This is a genomic window from Microbacterium sp. Bi121 (assembly GCF_918698005.1).
Lineage (GTDB): Bacteria > Actinomycetota > Actinomycetes > Actinomycetales > Microbacteriaceae > Microbacterium.
Map to the genome: position 1 here is coordinate 219,081 of NZ_CAKKLJ010000001.1, position 19,113 is coordinate 238,193.

Annotated in this window: 19 protein-coding genes and 3 tRNA genes; 12 read left to right on the forward strand and 10 right to left on the reverse strand. The window is 67.8% G+C overall.

Annotated features, from left to right (window positions below):
• Nucleotide 1: 1 nt before the first annotated feature.
• Nucleotides 2-2,017, reverse strand: a complete 2,016-nt coding sequence (gene ftsH, locus LQZ87_RS01085) for an ATP-dependent zinc metalloprotease FtsH (RefSeq protein WP_230101595.1) — start codon at nucleotides 2,015-2,017, stop codon at nucleotides 2-4.
• 66 nt (nucleotides 2,018-2,083) lie between these two features.
• Complete coding sequence (hpt, locus tag LQZ87_RS01090; RefSeq protein ID WP_230101596.1) at nucleotides 2,084-2,635, reverse strand: hypoxanthine phosphoribosyltransferase; 552 nt, start codon at nucleotides 2,633-2,635, stop codon at nucleotides 2,084-2,086.
• A gap of 84 nt (nucleotides 2,636-2,719) precedes the next feature.
• Between hpt and LQZ87_RS01095 the strand changes: the two genes are divergently transcribed.
• Nucleotides 2,720-3,322, forward strand: coding sequence for a DUF937 domain-containing protein (locus LQZ87_RS01095; protein WP_230101597.1), 603 nt, complete (start codon nucleotides 2,720-2,722; stop codon nucleotides 3,320-3,322).
• Between the two features lie 86 nt (nucleotides 3,323-3,408).
• Here the strand turns inward: LQZ87_RS01095 and tilS are convergent, their stop codons facing one another.
• Both tilS and LQZ87_RS01105 read right to left on the reverse strand, forming a co-directional pair.
• On the reverse strand, nucleotides 3,409-4,401 hold the full coding sequence (gene tilS / locus LQZ87_RS01100; protein WP_230101598.1) for a tRNA lysidine(34) synthetase TilS: 993 nt from the start codon (nucleotides 4,399-4,401) through the stop codon (nucleotides 3,409-3,411).
• Between the two features lie 23 nt (nucleotides 4,402-4,424).
• Nucleotides 4,425-5,795: an MFS transporter gene (locus LQZ87_RS01105; protein ID WP_230101599.1), complete on the reverse strand. Its 1,371-nt coding sequence runs from the start codon at nucleotides 5,793-5,795 to the stop codon at nucleotides 4,425-4,427.
• A gap of 153 nt (nucleotides 5,796-5,948) precedes the next feature.
• Between LQZ87_RS01105 and LQZ87_RS01110 the strand changes: the two genes are divergently transcribed.
• The 3 genes from LQZ87_RS01110 to LQZ87_RS01120 are packed head-to-tail and all read left to right on the forward strand — an operon-like array spanning nucleotide 5,949 to nucleotide 8,105.
• Nucleotides 5,949-6,929 carry a LysR family transcriptional regulator gene (locus LQZ87_RS01110; RefSeq protein ID WP_230101600.1) on the forward strand — a complete coding sequence of 327 codons (981 nt, stop codon included), beginning with the start codon at nucleotides 5,949-5,951 and terminating at the stop codon, nucleotides 6,927-6,929.
• Between the two features lie 9 nt (nucleotides 6,930-6,938).
• Nucleotides 6,939-7,571: a TMEM175 family protein gene (locus tag LQZ87_RS01115; RefSeq protein WP_230101601.1), complete on the forward strand. Its 633-nt coding sequence runs from the start codon at nucleotides 6,939-6,941 to the stop codon at nucleotides 7,569-7,571.
• 42 nt (nucleotides 7,572-7,613) lie between these two features.
• Nucleotides 7,614-8,105, forward strand: coding sequence for an inorganic diphosphatase (locus LQZ87_RS01120; RefSeq protein ID WP_230101602.1), 492 nt, complete (start codon nucleotides 7,614-7,616; stop codon nucleotides 8,103-8,105).
• Nucleotides 8,106-8,183: 78 nt separating this feature from the next.
• Here LQZ87_RS01120 and LQZ87_RS01125 read toward each other — a convergent pair whose 3' ends face one another.
• The gene (locus tag LQZ87_RS01125; RefSeq protein WP_230101603.1) at nucleotides 8,184-9,569 is read right to left on the reverse strand and encodes a M23 family metallopeptidase; all 1,386 of its coding nucleotides are present in this window, start codon (nucleotides 9,567-9,569) and stop codon (nucleotides 8,184-8,186) included.
• Nucleotides 9,570-9,779: 210 nt separating this feature from the next.
• Here LQZ87_RS01125 and LQZ87_RS01130 point away from each other — a divergent pair.
• The 3 genes from LQZ87_RS01130 to LQZ87_RS01140 all read left to right on the forward strand — a co-directional run bounded on the left by LQZ87_RS01130 (nucleotide 9,780) and on the right by LQZ87_RS01140 (nucleotide 10,097).
• Nucleotides 9,780-9,852 (forward strand) — tRNA-Glu (locus tag LQZ87_RS01130).
• A 26-nt stretch (nucleotides 9,853-9,878) separates the two neighbouring features.
• Nucleotides 9,879-9,952 (forward strand) — tRNA-Asp (locus tag LQZ87_RS01135).
• A gap of 72 nt (nucleotides 9,953-10,024) precedes the next feature.
• Nucleotides 10,025-10,097, forward strand: a tRNA-Phe gene (locus LQZ87_RS01140).
• A gap of 78 nt (nucleotides 10,098-10,175) precedes the next feature.
• Here LQZ87_RS01140 and LQZ87_RS01145 read toward each other — a convergent pair.
• Nucleotides 10,176-11,360: a glutamate--cysteine ligase gene (locus LQZ87_RS01145; RefSeq protein WP_230101604.1), complete on the reverse strand. Its 1,185-nt coding sequence runs from the start codon at nucleotides 11,358-11,360 to the stop codon at nucleotides 10,176-10,178.
• Nucleotides 11,361-11,488: 128 nt separating this feature from the next.
• Between LQZ87_RS01145 and LQZ87_RS01150 the strand changes: the two genes are divergently transcribed.
• The 4 genes from LQZ87_RS01150 to LQZ87_RS01165 all read left to right on the forward strand — a co-directional run bounded on the left by LQZ87_RS01150 (nucleotide 11,489) and on the right by LQZ87_RS01165 (nucleotide 15,382).
• Nucleotides 11,489-12,298, forward strand: a complete 810-nt coding sequence (locus LQZ87_RS01150; protein ID WP_290368234.1) for a class II glutamine amidotransferase — start codon at nucleotides 11,489-11,491, stop codon at nucleotides 12,296-12,298.
• A gap of 98 nt (nucleotides 12,299-12,396) precedes the next feature.
• Nucleotides 12,397-13,440: a hypothetical protein gene (locus LQZ87_RS01155; protein ID WP_230101606.1), complete on the forward strand. Its 1,044-nt coding sequence runs from the start codon at nucleotides 12,397-12,399 to the stop codon at nucleotides 13,438-13,440.
• Between the two features lie 65 nt (nucleotides 13,441-13,505).
• Nucleotides 13,506-13,922 (forward strand): DUF1631 domain-containing protein, encoded by a 417-nt coding sequence (locus LQZ87_RS01160; protein ID WP_230101607.1) that lies wholly within the window; start codon nucleotides 13,506-13,508, stop codon nucleotides 13,920-13,922.
• A 59-nt stretch (nucleotides 13,923-13,981) separates the two neighbouring features.
• On the forward strand, nucleotides 13,982-15,382 hold the full coding sequence (locus tag LQZ87_RS01165; protein ID WP_230101608.1) for a threonine/serine exporter family protein: 1,401 nt from the start codon (nucleotides 13,982-13,984) through the stop codon (nucleotides 15,380-15,382).
• Nucleotides 15,383-15,418: 36 nt separating this feature from the next.
• On the opposite strand, the gene LQZ87_RS01170 is transcribed toward LQZ87_RS01165, so the two are convergent.
• A complete protein-coding gene (locus tag LQZ87_RS01170; protein ID WP_230101609.1) occupies nucleotides 15,419-16,828 on the reverse strand; it encodes an amidase in 1,410 nt (469 codons plus the stop codon).
• On the opposite strand from LQZ87_RS01170, the gene LQZ87_RS01175 reads away from it, so the two are divergent.
• Nucleotides 16,827-16,982, forward strand: a complete 156-nt coding sequence (locus tag LQZ87_RS01175) for a hypothetical protein (RefSeq protein ID WP_230101610.1) — start codon at nucleotides 16,827-16,829, stop codon at nucleotides 16,980-16,982. The genes LQZ87_RS01170 and LQZ87_RS01175 overlap by 2 nt on opposite strands.
• 13 nt (nucleotides 16,983-16,995) lie before the next feature.
• Here the strand turns inward: LQZ87_RS01175 and LQZ87_RS01180 are convergent, their stop codons facing one another.
• The 3 genes from LQZ87_RS01180 to LQZ87_RS01190 form a co-directional block, all read right to left on the reverse strand.
• On the reverse strand, nucleotides 16,996-18,108 hold the full coding sequence (locus LQZ87_RS01180) for an acyl-CoA desaturase (protein WP_230101921.1): 1,113 nt from the start codon (nucleotides 18,106-18,108) through the stop codon (nucleotides 16,996-16,998).
• 124 nt (nucleotides 18,109-18,232) lie between these two features.
• Nucleotides 18,233-18,502 (reverse strand): hypothetical protein, encoded by a 270-nt coding sequence (locus LQZ87_RS01185; protein WP_230101611.1) that lies wholly within the window; start codon nucleotides 18,500-18,502, stop codon nucleotides 18,233-18,235.
• Between the two features lie 212 nt (nucleotides 18,503-18,714).
• Nucleotides 18,715-19,113, reverse strand: coding sequence for a Sec-independent protein translocase TatB (locus LQZ87_RS01190; protein WP_230101612.1), 399 nt, complete (start codon nucleotides 19,111-19,113; stop codon nucleotides 18,715-18,717).

Sequence of the window (19,113 nt, forward strand, 5' to 3'; positions counted from 1 at the left end):
ATCAGGCCGTCGCCGGGCGCGCGTGCCCAGAAGCGGGAGCGCCGCCTGCCGCGCCACGGGCTGTCGCGGCATCCGCCGTGCCCTCGACCGAGGCAGCGGCGTCCGCCGGGATGACGCGCTTGGGCATCTCGATCGGCGGGCGTTCCGAGACCGGGCGGTCGTCACTGGAGAGCCACAGCGGACGCTCGGGCAGCTTGCGCACGTCCTTGAAGATCTCGGCGATCTGGTTGTGGTCGAGGGTCTCCTCCTCGAGCAGGGCGAGGGCGAGACGATCGAGGATGTCGCGGTTGTCGCTGATCACCTGGTAGGCCTCGTCGTGCGCCTGCTCGATCAGCCCGCGGACCTCGACATCGACGCGCTCGGCGACGGACTCGGAGTATTCGCGTCCGCGGCCGTAGTCGCGTCCGGCGAACGGCTCCCCGCCCTCGGAGCCGAGCTTCACAGGGCCGAGCTCGGTGGTCATGCCGTACTCGATGACCATCTTGCGGGCGATGCCGGTGGCCTTCTCGATGTCGTTCGACGCACCGGTGGTCGGGTCGTGGAAGACGAGTTCCTCCGCGACACGGCCGCCCATCGCGTAGGTGAGCTGGTCCTGCAGCTCGTTGCGCGTCACGGAGTACTTGTCGTCGACCGGCATGACCATCGTGTAGCCGAGTGCCTTGCCGCGCGGCAGGATGGTGATCTTCGTCACCGGGTCGGTGTAGTTCATGGCCGCCGCAGCGAGCGCGTGGCCGCCCTCGTGGTACGCGGTGATGAGCTTCTCGCGGTCCTTCATGACACGGGTGCGACGCTGGGGTCCGGCGATCACGCGGTCGATGGCCTCGTCGAGCGCGCGGTTGTCGACGAGTTGCGCGTTCGACCGCGCGGTCAGCAGCGCTGCCTCGTTGAGGACGTTCGCGAGATCGGCACCGGTGAATCCGGGGGTCTTGCGGGCGACGACCTCGAGGTCGACGCTCTTGGCGAGCGGCTTACCCTTCGCATGCACCTGCAGGATGTGCAGGCGGCCCTTGAGATCCGGGGCGTCCACACCGATCTGGCGGTCGAAACGGCCGGGGCGCAGGAGCGCAGGGTCGAGGATGTCTGGGCGGTTGGTGGCCGCGATCACGATGACGTTCGCGTTCGGGTCGAAGCCGTCCATCTCGACGAGCATCTGGTTCAGCGTCTGCTCGCGCTCGTCGTTGCCGCCGCCCATGCCGGCACCGCGGTGGCGTCCGACGGCGTCGATCTCGTCGATGAAGATGATGGCCGGCGCGTTCTCCTTGGCCTGGTTGAACAGGTCGCGCACGCGGGACGCTCCGACACCGACGAACATCTCGACGAAGTCAGAACCGGAGATCGAGTAGAACGGGGCGCCTGCCTCGCCGGCGACGGCGCGGGCGAGGAGTGTCTTTCCGGTTCCTGGAGGGCCGTACAGGAGCACGCCCTTCGGGATGCGGGCGCCGATGGCCTGGAACTTCGCAGGATCCTGGAGGAACTCCTTGATCTCCTCGAGTTCCTCGATGGCCTCGTCGGCGCCGGCGACGTCGGCGAAGGTGACCGTCGGAGTCTCCTTGTTGACGAGCTTGGCCTTGGACTTGCCGAACTGCATGACCTTGCCGCCACCGCCCTGCATGGACGACAGCAGCCACCAGAACAGCAGACCGAGCAGGACGAGCGGAAGCAGAAGCGACAGGAACCCGTCGAACCAGGTGGCGCGAGGCACGACGTCGTTGAAGCCGTCCTTGGGCTCGGCGGCGTTGACGGCCTTGACGACCTCATCGGCGCGGGCCGTGACGTAGTAGAACTGCACCTGCTCCGAGCCCTCGAAGGCCTTCGACAGCGTCATGTCGACGCGCTGGTCGCCGTCGGTCGTGGTGACCTCGGTGACGGTGGAGCCTGCCAGCAGGTCGAGACCCTCCTGCGTGGTGATCTGCTTGGGTGCGCCGAGGTTGGAGATCAGCAGGAACCCGCCGAACAGCAGCACACCGATCAGCACCACGTACATCAGTGGGTTGCGGGTGATCTTCTTCACGTCCATGGTCCGTTCAGCGTATCGCGAGCACCCTTGGCCCCCGCTGTGATTCGCCCACGGCGTACGGCGTGATCAGGAGTACACGTGCGGCGCGAGCACCGCGACGTCGCGCAGGTTGCGGTACCGCTCGTCGTAGTCGAGGCCGTAGCCGACGACGAAGTCCGTGGGGATGTCGAAGCCGACGTACTTGCAGTCGATCTCGACCTTGGCGGCCTCCGGCTTGCGCAGCAGTGCGAGGACCTCAATCGACTCCGGCCCGCGGGACTCGAAGTTCTCGAGCAGCCAGCTCAGCGTGAGCCCGGAGTCGATGATGTCCTCGACGATGAGCACGTGCTTGCCGTGCAGATCGGTGTCGAGGTCCTTGCGGATCTGGACGACACCGCTCGACTTCGTGCTGGAGCCGTAACTGGAGACCGCCATCCAGTCCATCGGCGCGTGCACTGGCAGTGCACGGGCGAAGTCGGCCATCACCATGACCGCACCCTTCAGCACGCCGACCAGGAGCAGGTCCTTGCCGTCGTAGTCGCTCGCAACCCGAGCCGCGAGCTCTTCGAGCTTCGCTTTGATCTGCTCCTCTGTGACGAGGATGTCTGCAAGGTCGTCCTGAATCTCAGCCGCGCGCATGAATCGATTTTAGGTGACGGATGCTGTGGGTTCGGCATACTGTGATCATCGAGCGGGCGGATGCCCACGACGGAAGGATCTCCCATGGCTCTTGACGACATCCTCAAGCAGGTTCCGATCGACGACATCGCCGCGAAACTCGGTGTGTCCTCCGACGAGGCGAAGACGGCCGTCGAGCAGGGCGGCGCGGTGCTGCTGAGCGGACTGGCCAAGAACGCGCAGACCGACGAGGGCTCTGCGGCGATCCAGGAGGCACTTCGGCGCCACGAGGGCGCGACGCCGGTGCAGCGCGTCGATGACGTCGACCAGAACGACGGCGGCAAGATCGTCAAGCATGTGCTCGGCGATGACGCCGACCAGGTCGCCGCTCAGCTGAACGCCTCCGAGAAGACGCCGGGGATCGACTTCGGCAAGCTGCTTCCGATCCTCGCCCCGATCGTCATGGGCCTGATCGCGAACGCGACCAAGAACAAGTCGGCCTCCGCCGAGGGCGCACAGTCCGAGGGTGCACAGTCCGGTGGCGGCGGCCTCGGCGACATCATCGGCGGGATCCTCGGTGGCGGGAACTCGTCGTCCGGCGGAGGCGGGATCGGCGACATCCTGGGCGGGATCCTCGGCGGCGGTTCGTCGTCCGGCGGGGGCGGGATCGGCGACATCCTGGGTGGCCTGTTCGGCGGCAAGAAGTAGCGATCGCGTCCCGCTTGTCGTCGAGCGAAGGCGGCACAGCCGCCGCGGACGAAACGGGCTGAGCGAGCGGAGCGAGTCGAAGCCGCCTACTTCGCCGTGAAGACGATCCGCGCTCCGCGGCGTGCAGCCGAGCACCCCGGCAGGTCGATCGGACCCTGACCCGACCAGTCCGTGACCAGGCGCGCCACCTCGAGGGTCTGGGTGCGCGTGAGACTCACGCCGAACTCGCTGTCGACGACGAGGCGGATGATCCGGTTGCGCAGCGCAGCCGGGTTCGCGGCGAGTGCGGCGACGCTGACCGAGATGCCGGCCTCGGCGTGCTCGACGATGTCCTCGATCGTCTCGTGGATCATCTCGTCGAACGCGTCGGCGTCCTCGCGCAGCTGCTCTGCCGTGCGCGCCAGCGCCTCGGCGATGCCGGGGCCGAGTTCCGACTCGAGCACGGGGAGCACGTTCTCGCGCACTCGCACGCGGGCGAACCGCCGCTCGCGGTTGTGCGGGTCGTGCCACGCTTCGAGATCGGATGCCGCGCAGAACGCTTCGGTCGTCCCCCGCCGCACGGCCAGAAGCGGGCGCAGCCAGACCGTGCCGTCGGCATCCTCTCTCCGCGGGGCCATGCCCTGCAGGCTCGCGGCGCCTGAACCCCGTGCGAGGCCGAGCAGGACGGTCTCGGCCTGGTCGTCGAGCGTGTGGCCGAGCAGGACGGCATCCGCGCCCTCGCTTGCGGCGACGCCGCGCAGGGCCGCGTATCGCGCGCCGCGGGCTGCGGCTTCCGGCCCGTCGGCAGCACCGGCGACGTCGACCTTGGCCTGCAGGGCCTCATCGACGCCGACGCCTTCAGCGGCGACAGCCGCTGAAGCGGCGACGAGATCCGACCCCGTCTGCAGTTGATGATCGACGGTCAGGCTCAGCACGCGCATCCCGCGGGCGTGGCCCTCGAAGACGGTCGCGGCCGTCAGCGCGAGGGAGTCGGCACCACCCGAGAGGGCGACGACCACCGTCGCCCTCTCGGGAAGACTCGCGAGCGCGGTGCGCACGGCGAGGCGGATCTCAGCGACTGCGGGGTTCAGTGAGGGCACAGCACCACGCTAGCCGCTGCCCCTCAGCCGGCGGTCTGCACCGGGGCGAGACCGTGCTTGCGCGCATCGGCCTCATCGATCTCGACCAGCGATGCGCCGCTGGTCTCCTTCAGGGTGATCACCGCGAAGGCCGTGATCGCACAGGCGACGGCCACGTAGATGGCCACCGGCATCCAGGACCCGAAGTCCTGCAGTAGCGCGCTTGCGATGATCGGGGCCAGCGATCCGGCGACGATCGAGGTGACCTGGTAGCCGAGCGAGACGCCCGAGTAGCGCATCCGGGTCGGGAACATCTCGGCCATGATCGCCGGCTGGCCCGCGTACATGAGGGCGTGGAAGCACAGACCGATCGCGACCGCGGCGATGATCACGAACTCGTTCAGGGTGTCGAACATCGGGAAGGCGAAGAACGCCCAGGTCGCGCCGAGGATGGCGCCGGCCAGGTAGACCGGTTTGCGGCCGAATGCGTCGGAGAGGCGCCCGACCTGCGGGATGACGAGGAAGTGGATGACGTGCGCCACCAGCAGCGCGAGCAGCAGCTTGCTCGTGTCGTAGTCGTGCACCGTCTTCAGGTAGACGATCGTGAAGGACACGATGATGTAGTACAGGATGTTCTCGGCGAAGCGCAGGCCCATCGCACCGAAGATGCCGCGCGGGTACTTGCGCACGACTTCGAGGATGCCGTAGCCGGCGGCCTTGTCGGCCTCGACCTGCTCGCGGGCCTCGAGGAAGATCGGCGCCTCGCTGACGTGGCGGCGGATGTAGTAGCCGATGACGACGACGATCGCCGAGGCCCAGAAGGCCACGCGCCAGCCCCAGCTGAGGAACTGGTCCGCCGAGAGCAGCCACGACATCCCGAGCAGGATGAGGGTCGCCAGCAGGTTGCCGACGGGCACGGCGGCCTGCGGCCAGCTCGACCAGAAGCCGCGGGACTTGTTCGGGCTGTGCTCGGCGACGAGCAGCACGGCGCCGCCCCACTCCCCGCCGACCGCGAAGCCCTGGATGAAGCGGAGGGCGACGAGGAGCGCGGGCGCCCAATAGCCGATGGAGTTGAAGCCGGGCAGGCAGCCCATGAGGAACGTGGCGACGCCGACGAGGATGATGGTGACCTGCAGCGTGTGCTTGCGGCCGAGGCGGTCGCCGATCTGACCGAATACGATTCCGCCGAGGGGTCGGGCGATGAAGCCGACCGCGTAGGTGAGGAACGCGGCGATGATGCCGTCGAGCTCCGTGCCGGCATCCGGGAAGAAGTACACGCCGAACACCAGCGAGGCCGCGGTCGCGTACAGGAAGAACTCGTACCACTCCACGACCGTGCCGACCATCGAGGCGGCGACGATCCTCTTCAATCCCGATGTCTTCGTCTCGGGGACGACGGCGTCTCTTGCGCTCATGCATGCACTCCTTCGTGTCTCGGGGACGTCCACGTCGACATCCACCGCGTCCAGCGCCGCTCATGCGCGCGCCGGGGCCTCGCCAAGTATGGGCACGACACTCCCTGTGCAGCAATGACCAGGGGAGCAGACAACCTGTGCAGAATTGCAGATATGAGTGCAGAGATCACGGACGGCCCCGCTGCAAGGCCGAGCCCCGACGACCTGCTCGTCCTGCTCGCCGTATCGCGCACCGGGCGCTTCACGGCCGCCGGCGAGACGCTCGGGCTGAACCACACGACGGTGTCACGCCGGATCGCAGCGCTCGAGACCGTCCTCGGCGGCCGGACGCTGGCCAAGGGCGAGGGCGGATGGGAGCTCACGGATCTCGGCCGTCGCGCCGTACGCGCAGCCGAGGACGTGGAGGCGGCGATGTCGACGATCCGCGAGAGCGCTGGACGGATCGATCAGATCGCCGGGGTCGTGCGCATCTCTGCGACCGATGGGTTCAGCGCGTTCGTCATAGCCCCGGCCGTCGCCGAGCTGCGGCGCGAGCATCCCCAGCTCAGCGTCGAGATCGTCAACGTCACCCGACGCGCGCTCCAATACCGATCGGGATTGGACATGGAGGTCGTGGTCGGCGAACCGCAGGTGCATCGCGCCGAGGCGATCAGGCTCGGGCACTACACGCTCGGGATGTACGCCTCACGTGATTACATGGCTGAGTTCGGCGAGCCGGTCGGCATCGCCGAGATGCGCTCGCACCCGCTCGTGTACTTCGTGGATTCGATGCTGCAGGTCGACGATCTCGATGCTCCACGCCGACTCGTCCCCGGTATGCAGGATTCGCTGAGCTCGACGAACGTGTTCGTCCATGTCGAGGCCACGCGCGCCGGGGCGGGCATCGGGTTCCTGCCGTGCTTCCTGGCCGACCGGCATCCCGACCTGGTGCGCCTGCTGCCGGAGGAGTTCGCCGAACGTTTGCCGTACTGGCTGGTTCTGCGGCCGGATTCGCTGCGTCAACCGGCCGTCGCAGCGGTGGCGGATGCGCTGCGTCGTCGGACGGCCGCCGTGCAGAGCGAGTTGCTCGGCCTCCCCGGCGCTGACAGTGCGGATGCCGCGCGCGTCCCCCACCGGCATCCGTCACGGTCGTAGTCTGGGCGCGTGACGGAGCAGACGGACGCGACCCGGCAGTTCTCCAGCGAACGCTTCAAGGCGTTCGTCGACGCGGTCGTGGCGATCGCGATGACATTGCTGATCCTGCCGCTCATGGAGTCGGTGTCGGATGCCGCCTCGGGCGAGCTCACCACGGCGGAGTTCCTGACCGAGCACGGCGGTCAGATCGTCAGCTTCCTGCTGAGCTTCGTTCTGATCGCGAACTCGTGGATCGGCCATCACCGGCAGTACAACGACGTCGACGTCATCACTCGGCCGCTGCTGTGGATCAATGTCGCGTGGATGGTCACGATCGTGTGGCTTCCGGTTCCGACGGCGATGCTCGGGCAGATGGAGGGCGACCCGCTGCAGGCCGTCCTCTACATCGGCACTCTCATCCTCACGCAGATCACGACTCTCGCCGGGCGTCTGTACCTGTTGCGGAACCCGAGCTACACGACCGCAGGGCCGGCGGAGCTCCGCTTCGGCGCGGCAGCCGACATCGCTTCGGCCGTGCTGTTCGGGATCGCGCTGCTGATCGTGATCCTCTTCGGCTCACAGGGGTACTACGCGCTGTTCCTGCTCGCGTTGACCGGCGTGCTCGCGCGGCCGCTGAACAAGCTGTTCGGAGCGCGCGGGTAAGCTTGCTCCGGCATCCAACCGTCTTTCCTGAGGAGCACACGCATGGGCGCACACGACGCCGTCATCGAGATTCCGCGCGGCAGCCGCGTCAAGTACGAGGTCGACCACGAGACCGGGCGCGTCCACCTGGATCGCGTTCTGTACACGACCTTCGGCTACCCGGCCGACTACGGCTACTTCGACAACACGCTCGGCGAGGACGGTGACCCGCTCGACGTGCTCGTGCTGCTCGACCACGCCATCTATCCCGGCGTCGTCGTCGAGGTGCGTCCGGTCGCCGTCCTGAAGATGAGCGATGAGGCCGGCGGAGACGACAAGCTCGTCGCCGTGCTGAGCAAGGACCCTCGCTGGTCGCACATCCAGGACATCGGCGACATCGCCGAGTACACGAAGAAGGAGATCGCACACTTCTTCGAGCACTACAAGGACCTCGAGCCGAACAAGTGGGTCAAGGTCGACGAGTGGGGCGACGCCGCAGAGGCGCAGCGCATCCTCGACGAGGCGATCGCTCGTTTCGGCGAGAACGGTCACTGAGCCGTCGATCCTCGACAACGTCAGAAACCCCCGGCCGCGCGGCCGGGGGTTTCTTCGTGTTCAGCGTCAGCGTCAGCGTCAGACCGAGATGCCTCGAGCGGCCATGAAGCTGATCGGGTTCGTGTAGCCGCCGTTGATGTAGACCTCGAAGTGCAGGTGGCAGCCGACGGATGCGCCGGTGTTACCGGCGTACGCGATGACCTGGCCGGCACCGACCCTGGAGCCGCTGCGCACCGCGAACCCGCCGTTCACGATGTGCGCGTAGCCCGTTGCCACGCCCCCGCCGTGCTGGATGCGGATGTAGTTGCCGTAGTTGCCGTTGGGGCCCGCGTAGTCGACGGTTCCCGCGTGGGCGGCGAAGATCGGCGACCCGCAGCCGTTGGCGAGGTCGACGCCGTAGTGGTAATTCGAGCAGTTCGGGCAGGGCCTGGGACGCCAGCCGAAGCCGGCGCTGCGGAACCCGCCGTGCGGGCGCACCCAGCCGCCGGTTCCGGCAGATCCCCCGCCGCCACCGCCGCCTCCACCGCCGCCGTTGTTCTTGGCGGCTTCCTCGGCGGCCTTGCGCGCAGCCTCTGCGGCGGCGCGCCTGCGCGCTTCCTCCGCAGCCTTGCGGACGCGTTCTCCCTCTTGGTAATCGGCAACGGTCTTGGCCGTCGTGTCCTTGAGGGCGGCGAGCTGAGCCTGCAGGGTTCCGAGATTCTCCGTCTGCTCGTCCAGAGCGGCTTGGGCGGCTTCCGCCGCCTGCTGGGCCGCGATCATCTTCTGCTCGGCGATCTTTTGCAGCCGGTCGCGCTCGGTGCGAGCGACGACGGCCTGGTCGCTCAGCAGCTGCGCGGAGTTGCGTGCCGCGACGGCCTTGTCGTAGACCGACTGGTTGTAGCTGAAGAGCTTGTCCATCGTGCCCAGCCGCGAGAGGAGCTCGTCGGCGTTGGCGGCGGAGTCGGTGAAGAACAGCTCGAGGGCCGTGTCGTCGCCGCCGTTGCGATACATCTGCGCCGCGACCTGTCCCGCCTTGCGCACGGAGTCGTCGGCGATCTTCGCCTGCTCATCGGCCTGCGCCTGCAGCGCCTCAGCCTCAGCGATCGCGCCGAAGTACGCCTGCTGGGCCTCATAGAACTCGTTGCCTGCCGCTTCGGCGGCCGCCTGCGTCTCGGCGACGCGCTGGGTGAGCGACTGGATGAGGTTCTGGATGCGGGAGACTTCGGCGGCCTTGGCCGCTTCGCTCTTCTTCGCGCGCTGAACATCGTCCCAGCTCGGGTACGACGCGGCGTATGCGGCGCTCACGCCCGCGCCGACGCCGAAGGCACTGAGCGCGACGGCACCGATGGCGCCGAGCCCCAGGGCGTTGCGGCGGGTGAGCGCGCTCTTACTCCAGAGGGTGCGCTGCTCGGCGATGCTGGGTGCACAGTTGCAGGAGTCGCCTGCTTCCAGCGCAGCATCCATCGGGGACTGCTCGACGTTCACACGGCCCCTTCCGCCGGATTCACACATGACACACTAACAACATCTTTAACATCCGCACCAGGTCGGACTCGGTTGCCTGCTTCGATCACGTGCGCTCCATCGTCACCCCGAAACGCCCGGGCTGCCGGCAGGCTCGCCCTCGATTGGTGTTTTCGCCAGATCATCCCTTATGCTTGAGCGTCGGCAAGGAAGTCCCGCAGGACGCCCTTCGGCCCCATCGTTTAGCGGCCTAGGACGCCGCCCTTTCACGGCGGTAGCACGGGTTCGAATCCCGTTGGGGTCACTCCATCCGATACAATTTAAAAGTATGGCCCTGTAGCGCAGTTGGTTAGCGTGCCGCCCTGTCACGGCGGAGGTCGCGGGTTCAAGTCCCGTCAGGGTCGCTCTATGCGACGGGCCCTTTTTTCGAAGAGGGCCTTTCGTCTAGGATGCGGCGGATTTACGATGTGCCGCATGGCTCTGTAGCTCAGTTGGTAGAGCGCACGACTGAAAATCGTGAGGTCACGGGATCGACGCCCGTCGGAGCCACTGAGACCCTCGTGAGGCTTCTACTCACGGGGGTTTCTTTATGCCCGTGATCAGCCCCCTCAGTCACGGCTTCCCGCGTCAGCCCTCGAGCCCAGCAGTCACCGCGGCCAGGTCTGCGACGACATCGCTCAGCTGCCCGGTCTTCTCGAGCGTCGCTCGCTGACGCATCGCGCCGTTGCCCCGATCGAAGATCAGCTCGATCTGCTCGTCGACCAGCGCCTCGTCGCGGTTCTCACGCAGTGCCGCTCGAACATGGTCGACGAGCTCAGCGACGATCTCGCGCGCAGCACGTGGTTTGAGGGTTCGCGGGTCGATGAGATCGCCCTCGATGCCGAACCGGCCGGCCTGCCAGTTCATGAGCCGAAGCATCGAAACCGAGACGGGCGACGGCTCATCCCCTGCGCGCCACTCAGCGGCAGCCGTATCCACGAGCGCACGGCAGAGCGCTGCGATCAGCACGGTGTCCGCGGCATCCGCGCAGACATCGGCGACACGGATCTCGACAGTCGGGTAGTGGTGCGACAGGCGGGCATCGAAATAGACCATTCCCTCGTCGAGGATGGCGCCGGAGGCGATCATCGCGGCGACGGTCGAGCGATAGCCCTCAGCGGTTCCGAAGGCCTCGGTCGGCCCGGCCGTCGGCCATCGCACGAGGGCCTGAGAGCGGAAGCTCGCGTACTTCGTGTCCTCCCCCTGCCAGAACGGGGAGTTCGCGCTCAGCGCGAGAAGAACCGACAACCAGCCACGAATGCGATCGAGGACGCCGACGCCCTCATCATCGGATTCCACCGAGACGTGCACATGGCACGCCCCGGTGAGCTGTTCTGTGGTGGTCAGCCCGAAGTGCTCGACCATCCGCAGGTATCGGGGTTTGCCGACGATCGCCGAGCCGACCGGCAGCGGCGATGTTCCCGACGCGATGACCCGGGCTCCTGCACGGCGGGCAGCCGTGATCGCGTGATCGCGCCACGCGCGCACGCCCTCGCCGAGCGCGACCATGTCGGTGTGCGGAACAGTGTCGGTCTCGATCTGCTGCTGTTGCAGTTCATGCTCGAGCGATCCGCCCGGCACGTCATCGCCTGCGTCGGACTGCGGCGTCTCCGCACGTTTCTCCACGGAGGAGACGGACGCGCTGTCGCCGCCTGACTCGGCCGGCGTCGCGATCTCCGCCGCGTATCGGAGCGTCCGCGCAGCCACCGATCGCGGTCGTCCGCTCTCGGCATCCACGAGCAGGAGTTCTTCTTCCACACCGACGGTACGCATGCGCCCAGTGTGTCAGTCGTCGCGAAACCGGAGAAAGGGATTGCGCGCAGAGCGCAAGCTCGCGTAGGAGGTTGCCCGCGCGCGCCGAAGAGAGAAGGCTCGTGGTGACAACGAGAGGAGACCACCCAGTGTGCCGCTTGCTTGGCTATGTGACCACCCGCCCGACCTCGGTCGTCGACGTACTCGGACGCGACGACTTCGATACGTTCACAGCGCTCACCGAGGTGCACAGTGACGGATGGGGCATGGCGTGGCACCGGTCGCTCGGTGACGAGACCGAGGCGATCTCGTCACCGCGAAACGCGTCGATCGATCCGCTGTACGTCGAACTGTCGGAACAGGCGCTCGGATGCTGCGGGCTCGTGCACCTGCGCTGGGCGACCGGCGGCCTGCCGGTGTCGCCGGCGAACACCCACCCGTTCACCGATGCGGGGTACGCGTTCGCTCACAACGGCCACATCGCGCCGATCGACCACCTCGACGCTCAGCTCAGCGCTTCCTCGCGAGCGAAACTCGTCGGCGACACCGACAGCGAGCGCTACTTCCGCCTGATCATGCAGTGCATCGAGGATGCTGCCGGCGACGAGGCAGCAGGCGTCACGCGCGCGCTCGAGATCCTCGTGCGCGAGTTCCCGAACTCGAGCCTGAATGCTCTGCTCCTGACGCCCGGCAAGATGTTCGCCGTCCACATCAACAGCCGAGTGGATTCCCCTGTCGAGTCCCTGCGCGAGCTCTTCGAATCGGAGGAGGCGATGCCGGCGAGCCATGCGACCGAGTACTACGCCATGGATTACCGCATCACCGACGATGCGGTGCATGTCATGTCGAGCGGCGTCGACGCTGATGGCTGGACCCGGATCCCAGAGGACACCGCGGTGATGATCGACCTCGCGACTCGTGAGATCACACGATTGCATCCGGTGCCGCTCGCGCGGTGACGTCCGGCAGGCATGATGGACGTATGACCGACGATGCTGCGAGTCCGCTTCTCGTCGGTCCGCGTGGCCGACGGCTGTGTCTTGAATACGCGCGACAGATGTCGTCGGACGTCCATGAGCCGCTGTTCTGGCTCGCCCACCGCGCCGATCCGAGTCCGGGCACGCTCATACGGTTCACTTCGGACGGCGATGAGGGCGATGAGGATGCCGAGTACGAAGACCCCGATCCTTCGACAGCCGACCTCGTCGCGCGGCTTCGCACCGTCGACACGGCCACGATCGACGCGGCAGCGCTCCGCGCAGCGCTTCAGGCTTCCGTCGACACCGCCATGTACTGGCAGGAGCCAGACGGCACAGATGTCATCGCATCCCACCCCGACGTCATCGCCGCCCTTGGCCCCATCGCCGAGCTGATCATGGCATCCGAGGCCACCCGCGGATGGGACGCCCCGCGAGGGGCTGAGCAGTGGGCCGTCGACTGGCGCTCTCCCGACGACCGCGCGCCGCTCCCCTCTGACTCCCGCGCGCTCCTCACCGCATGGAGCGAGCAGCGACGCGCCGAAGAGGTTCGAGCCGGGCTCGAGCGCCCCGCCGATCCGTACGCGAGATGGTCCGGCACCTGGTGGTCCGTGCCGACGGAGCTCCTCCTCACCCGCGGCGTCATCGCCGACGCCCTGGAGCTCGTCGAGGACTCCATGGGATGGGAGGAGGCGACGATCATCCCGGTACGCGGATCCGGCCGCACTCTCGAGATCCGTACGGACGAGGACTGGGCGCAGCTGTGCCGCACGTATCCGCTGGAGGTGACGGCATCCACTCGCCACGACTGGTTCCGCGTCACGGGACGCGACGGACGCTGGCTGATCCCCGACTGGGCCCGCGTGGCCGGGGGCTGGGATGCCGTGCACCTGAGCACGCTCGCGTACCTGCGCTGCGCCACGACCCTGATCGAGATCGACGACGAGTACGCCTCCGTGATCGGCGGCTGGGCGCCCGACTCGACCATCTGGCTCACCGACGGCGCCCGGGAATGGGATGAGCCGCGCCAGCATTGGGCTCGGCCGCAGAACGCCGACGAATGGACCCGCCAGGACGGCTCGAACGGCGGTGTCACGACCGCCGCGAACCGCCCCCGCGTCTGACGCGGCGGAGGCGACCCGCGATACGCTGGCCACTCCCCATCCGTGATTCCCGAAGGAGCAACGCGATGAGCACGATCGAAGACTGGACCCGCCTCTGCGACCTGCTGGATGACGACCCGGAACTCGCGCCCGCCGTCCGCGACGCCATCGAACACGGCGACGACCCCTGGGATGCTCTCATCGACGCACTCGATGACGCCGGCGCCCTCGCCTACCTCGACCGCGGCGACACGGGCGTCGAGCTCGTCGATGCCCTGGCGGCACTGCCCCGCGTCTTCCGCGCCGATGTCGAACTTGACGAGGTCGGCGACGTCGACGACCTGGATGCCGCGATCGCGAAGGCGAACGAGCTCCTCGCGTCGCACCTTCTGCGCCTCATCCACATCGAAGACCCCGAAGACGAGGACGCGCACCCTCTGGTCGCCGTCCTCGCCGCGAACGTCGACGAGATCCAGGCCCTGATCGGCCGCCTGACGCCCTGATCCGCGGCCTCCCCCGATCGGATGCCGGCCCCGCCGCCACGACTCGAGACAATGGAGACATGGCCACCGAACGACGCTCACGACTGCTGAACTCCGTGCGCCGGGTGATCCGGACCGACCCGGGCCAGATCGCCCTCACCGAGGCGTACACCGTCCTGAACGAGACGGTCGTCGTCAAGATCCTCGACCTCGCTCTGCGCATCGGCGAGTCGATGTTCGCAGTCGGAGCCTCGGCTCACGACGCCACGTTCGCGATCATCCGCGTGGCCAAGGTATACGGCCTCACCGGCGTGCACGTCGACGTCACCTTCAACGCCATCAGCGTCTCGTACCACCGCGGCGAAGAGGACTGGCCGACCACGATGATCCGCGTCGTTCGTGCGGTGTCGCCCGATCACGCCAAGCTGCAGCGACTTCAAGCGCTGCTCGTCGACATCAGCGACGGCATGGACCTCGACGAGGCCCGTCTGGCGTTCCGCGTCATCCGCCGCACACCGTTCCTCTACCGGCCCACCGTCACGATCTTCGCCAGGGCACTGCTGGCCGTCGGCGTCGCGATCCTCTACGACGCGTCGCCCCTGATCATCCTGCTGAGCTTCCTCGCGGCCCTCGGTGCCGCCTACACCCAGGCGGGGCTCGCCCGCCTGCAGGTGCCGCTGTTCTTCAGCCAGATCGCCGGAGGATTCGTCATCACCGCGGTCACGACCGGGGTCTCGGCGCTCGGCGCCGCAGGCATCGCGCCGTTCATCGATGTCGAGCCCTCCATCATCGTGGCATCCGGAATCGTCCTCATGCTCTCGGGGCTCACCGTCGTCGGTGCAGCGCAGGATGCGATCGACGGGTTCGCACTGACCGCCGGCGGACGCATCCTCGACCTGACGATGCAGACGCTCGGCGTCGTGCTCGGAATCCTCATCGGCCTCGAGCTCTCGCGTCTCGTCGGTGTCAGCATCCCGCTGCCCACCGATGCCATCCCGTTCGGATCGCTGCCGGCCCAGATCGGCGGCGCGATCATCATCTCGGTCGCCGTCGCGCTGTTCAACGGCGCAGGACTCCGCATCATCCTCGTCAGCGCCGTCCTCAGCACGATCGCCATCGTCTTCTACAGCTTCAGCCTCACGCTCGGCATCCAGGCCGGCGCCGCCAGCGCGATCGGCGCGCTGCTGGCGAGCTTCGTCGGAATCCTCACCGCCCGCGGGGTGCACGTGCCGTCCGTCGCGGTCACGACGGCCGCGATCGTTCCCCTCGTCCCTGGTACCGCGGTCTTCCGTGGCCTGCTCGGCGTGGTCGACTCGGACGGAACGGCCCAGGGGATGCTGGACGGCATCGGCCCGCTCGTGCTCGCAGGCTCGATCGGCATCGGTCTCGCCGCCGGCGCCTCGCTCGGCCTCTACCTCGGCACGCCGCTGCGTGCCACGCTCACGAGCGTCTCGAAGTCGCGCGCCCGCCTCAGGCGCTGAGCCCCGCGCCGACCACGCCGGGAGGGAGTGAGCGGGCTAAGCGCGCCAGGCGGACGGGTGCGGCAGAGGCCCGGCCCGCTGCTCCAACATCGCGGCGAGCGCGATGATCGCCGCCTCTCCGCCCGGCCGCCCGATCAGCTGCACGCTCACCGGGTGGCCGGAGGCATCCCGCGTCACCGGCACGACGATCGCGGGCAGCCCGGCGACATTCACGAAGCTCGAGTACGGCGCGTACTGCACCTGCTGCGAGAAGTTCCGCGCCGCATCCTCGGCATCGAACCAGCCGATCGGCTGCGGCGGCAGCGCCAGTGCCGGTGTCAGCACCGCATCGAACGGCGCGAACGCCGTGATCGTCTCGCGCTCGAACACCGTCGCCGCGGCGAGAGCCTCGAGCACCTGTGCTCCCGTGAGCCGACGGCCCTCGCGCACCAGCCACGCCGTGATGGGCTCGACCAGCTCGAGGTCGGCATCCGTGAGCGCCATGCGTGCAGCGCTCGTGCGCCAGATCGTCCTGAAAAGCTCGGCGTAGCCACGAGGGCGCCAGTCGAACGCGTCGACGGCCGCGCCCGCATCCGCGAGCAGATCCGCTGCGACGCGCACGGCGCGCGCCGCCTCCGGATCGAGCCGGATGTCGTCGGCGTCATCCCACGGCGAGACCGTCGTCACGCCGACGCGGGCGGATGCCGGGCCGGTCGTCGTCGCGGCGTCGAGGAACGGGCCGGAACCCAGCGCGGTCGTCGCGTACGGATGCGGGCGACCGGCGACCTGCACATCGAGCAGCAGCGCCGCGTCCGCGACGGTGCGGGCGATGGGGCCTGCGACGGGAAGCCCGCCAGGGCTGTCGAGTCCTGATGCGAAGGGCACGCGCCCGCGGGACGGCTTGATGCCGACGACCCCGACGGTCGCGGCCGGGATGCGGATCGACCCTCCGCCGTCGGATGCCGGGGCAAGAGGCAGGAGCCCGGCGGCGACGGCAACGGCGGCCCCGCCGCTCGATCCGCCTGCGCCGTTCGCGGGATTCCACGGGTCACGGGCCGGGGGACCGATCTGCGTCTCGGTATAGCCGGTGAGTCCGAACTCCGGGGTGTTCGTCTTGCCGAGGCTGATGCCCCCGGCCTCATCGAGCACGGCGGCCTGATCGGCCGTGGTATCCGGAATGAAACCCTGATGCAGCCGCGAGCCGAACCTGGTCGGCACCCCGGCGCGCGGCACGAGGTCCTTGTCGCCGAACGGCAGTCCCCACAGCACTCCGGTCGGCTCTGCATCCTCAAGCGCGGTTGCGTGTGCGAGCGCAGCATCCGCCGTCACCTCGACGAAGGCGCCGAGCGCGTCATCGATGCGCGCGATCCGGTCGAGGTAGTGCCGGGTCAGCTCGACCGGGCTGATCTCGCGGCTGCGGAGAGCGGCGAGTTGGTCGATCGCGGTGAGCTCATGCAGTTCGGGCATGCTTCGAGCCTATGGCCGCTTTGCGGTAACGATCCGCCCGCAGACCGCTGGCGGGTGCGACGACGGGTGGGAGGGCATCACGCCGTGGCAGCAGGTGCTTCCCGCTGAGGACGGCGGCTACCCCGCGGTCTGGCCGGACGATCTCTACGACTGACCAGAAGCGCGCGTCAGGCCCGCTGGAACTGCGCGACCGCAGGGCAGTCGAACGGATCGCCGGCGGCGAGTCCCACCCTGTTGAGGTACTCGATGACGATTCCGTAGGAGCGGATGAGCGAGGTCTCGGTGTACGGCACGTCGTTCGCCGCGCAGTAGTCGCGGACGATGCCGCGGGCCTGCGACAGGTGCAGGCGAGGCATGCTCGGGAACAGGTGGTGCTCGACCTGGTAATTCAGGCCGCCCATCAGCCAGGTCGCCCACCATCCGCCGGAGATGTTGCGCGAGGTGCGCACCTGCTTCGTGAAGAAGTCCAGCCGTGCGCCGGGCTCGATGATCGGCATGCCCTTGTGGTTGGGGGCGAACGAGGCGCCCATGTAGACGCCGAAGACGGCCATCTGCACGCCTACGAAGGCGAAAGCCATCCCCAGCGGAAGGAACAGGAAGATCGGGGTCAGCAGCAGAGCGAAGCGCAGCGCGATGATGCCGAGCTCGATCCAGCGACCCTTGACCTTCTTCTCGGTGAGGAGGTACTTGATGCTGAGGTAGTGGAGGTTGAGGCCCTCGAGCGTGAGCAGCGGGAAGAACAGCCAGCCCTGCTTGCGGGTGATCAGGCGGATGATTCCGCGCGACTTGGCCGCATCCTCTTCGAGGAACGAGATGGTGTCGACCTCGATGTCGGGGTCGCGGCCCACCATGTTCGGGTTGCCGTGATGCTTGGTGTGCTTGGAGTCCCACCAGGAATAGCTCATGCCGATCGAACCGGCGAGGATCCGGGCGAGGCGGAAGTTCGCGGGCCCGGACGACAGGATCTGGCGATGCGCCGCCTCGTGAGCGAGGAAGGCGATCTGCGTGAAGATGAGCCCGAGCGCGCCCGCGATGAGCAGCTGGAACCAACTGTCTCCGAGCAGGATGAAGCCGGTGATCGCCCCGCCGAGGGCGAGGGCGATTCCGGCGGCGACGAAGCTGTAGAAACGGGGCGCGCGCTGCAGCAACCCCATCTCGCGGACGACCTGCGAGACGTTCTGATACGCCTTGGCCATCGGAGGGAAGTCGGCGTTGCCGGCGTAGGTCTGACGTACGCGGCCGAGAGTGCTTGTGGTCTGTTCGACCTGTGCAATGGAGATGGTGCTCTCCTGTCGATCGGAGCCCTTGAGCTGTGAAGCCAAGGGCAGTTGCCGATCGCTTCGTCCCAGGCTAACCCCGGCCGTATACGAGACAACGTATACATCGAGGATGCTCAGTCGATGGTCAGCCGCGCACCATGCTCAGGTGCCGGCGCACGGTCTGCACGAACGAACGGGTGCGACGCTGGGTCGATCCCTCGAGAGCGCGGCGCGCGTCGGCGAGGGTCGCGAACGATCCGAGCTCGGTGCCGTGGTTGTCACGGACGACGTGACCTTCGACGTCGAGCTCGACGAATCCGGCGTATTCGCCGGCTCGCGTTGCGACGTGAACGTCGTCGTCGGCCTGCTTCCAGGTAAGGGGTACTGATGGATGGGTGGTGGTGGTGTTGCTCATGGTCATGCTCATTGCCTGGTGTCACACATTGCTGTGCGGACGCGCTCGAAGCGCATCCAGAATTTCTGGAGATCGAGAGCGGATGCCGCGCGCGTCGGTGTGCGCGGTCCTTGGATGGGCCCTGATCAGTGGCATCGTGCGCGCCGAAATCGCGGCGAATCATTCACGTTGCATCACCCATTGTAGCAGTGATGGCGACATCGGCTCGATAGTCAGCTCGAGGCCGCTGCGATCGTCTCCTCGTCAGGCACCCAGACGCGTCGCGGATGAGCGGAGGATCCTGACAGCACCCAGCGCCCTGCAGACGGCGTGAACGCCGGGGTCTCCTGCTCGGAGACCGTTGCTCCGGCATCGGCATCCGCATCGCGCAGCGCGTCCCGGATGATCCGCCGCGGGTCGTACTGCCGGGGATCGAGCGTACGCCAGTCCTCGCGCATGAGCGCGACCCCTGTTTCGTCCACCGTGCGCCTGCGCGCCTCCGACGCCGCGAGCGTCAGGCGGCGAACGGCGGCGGACAACCGCTGCGCATAATCCGGCAGCCGGTGCGGACCGATGATCACGGCGGCGCAGATCGCCACCAGGACGAGCTTCTCGATGCTCAGGCCGAGCAT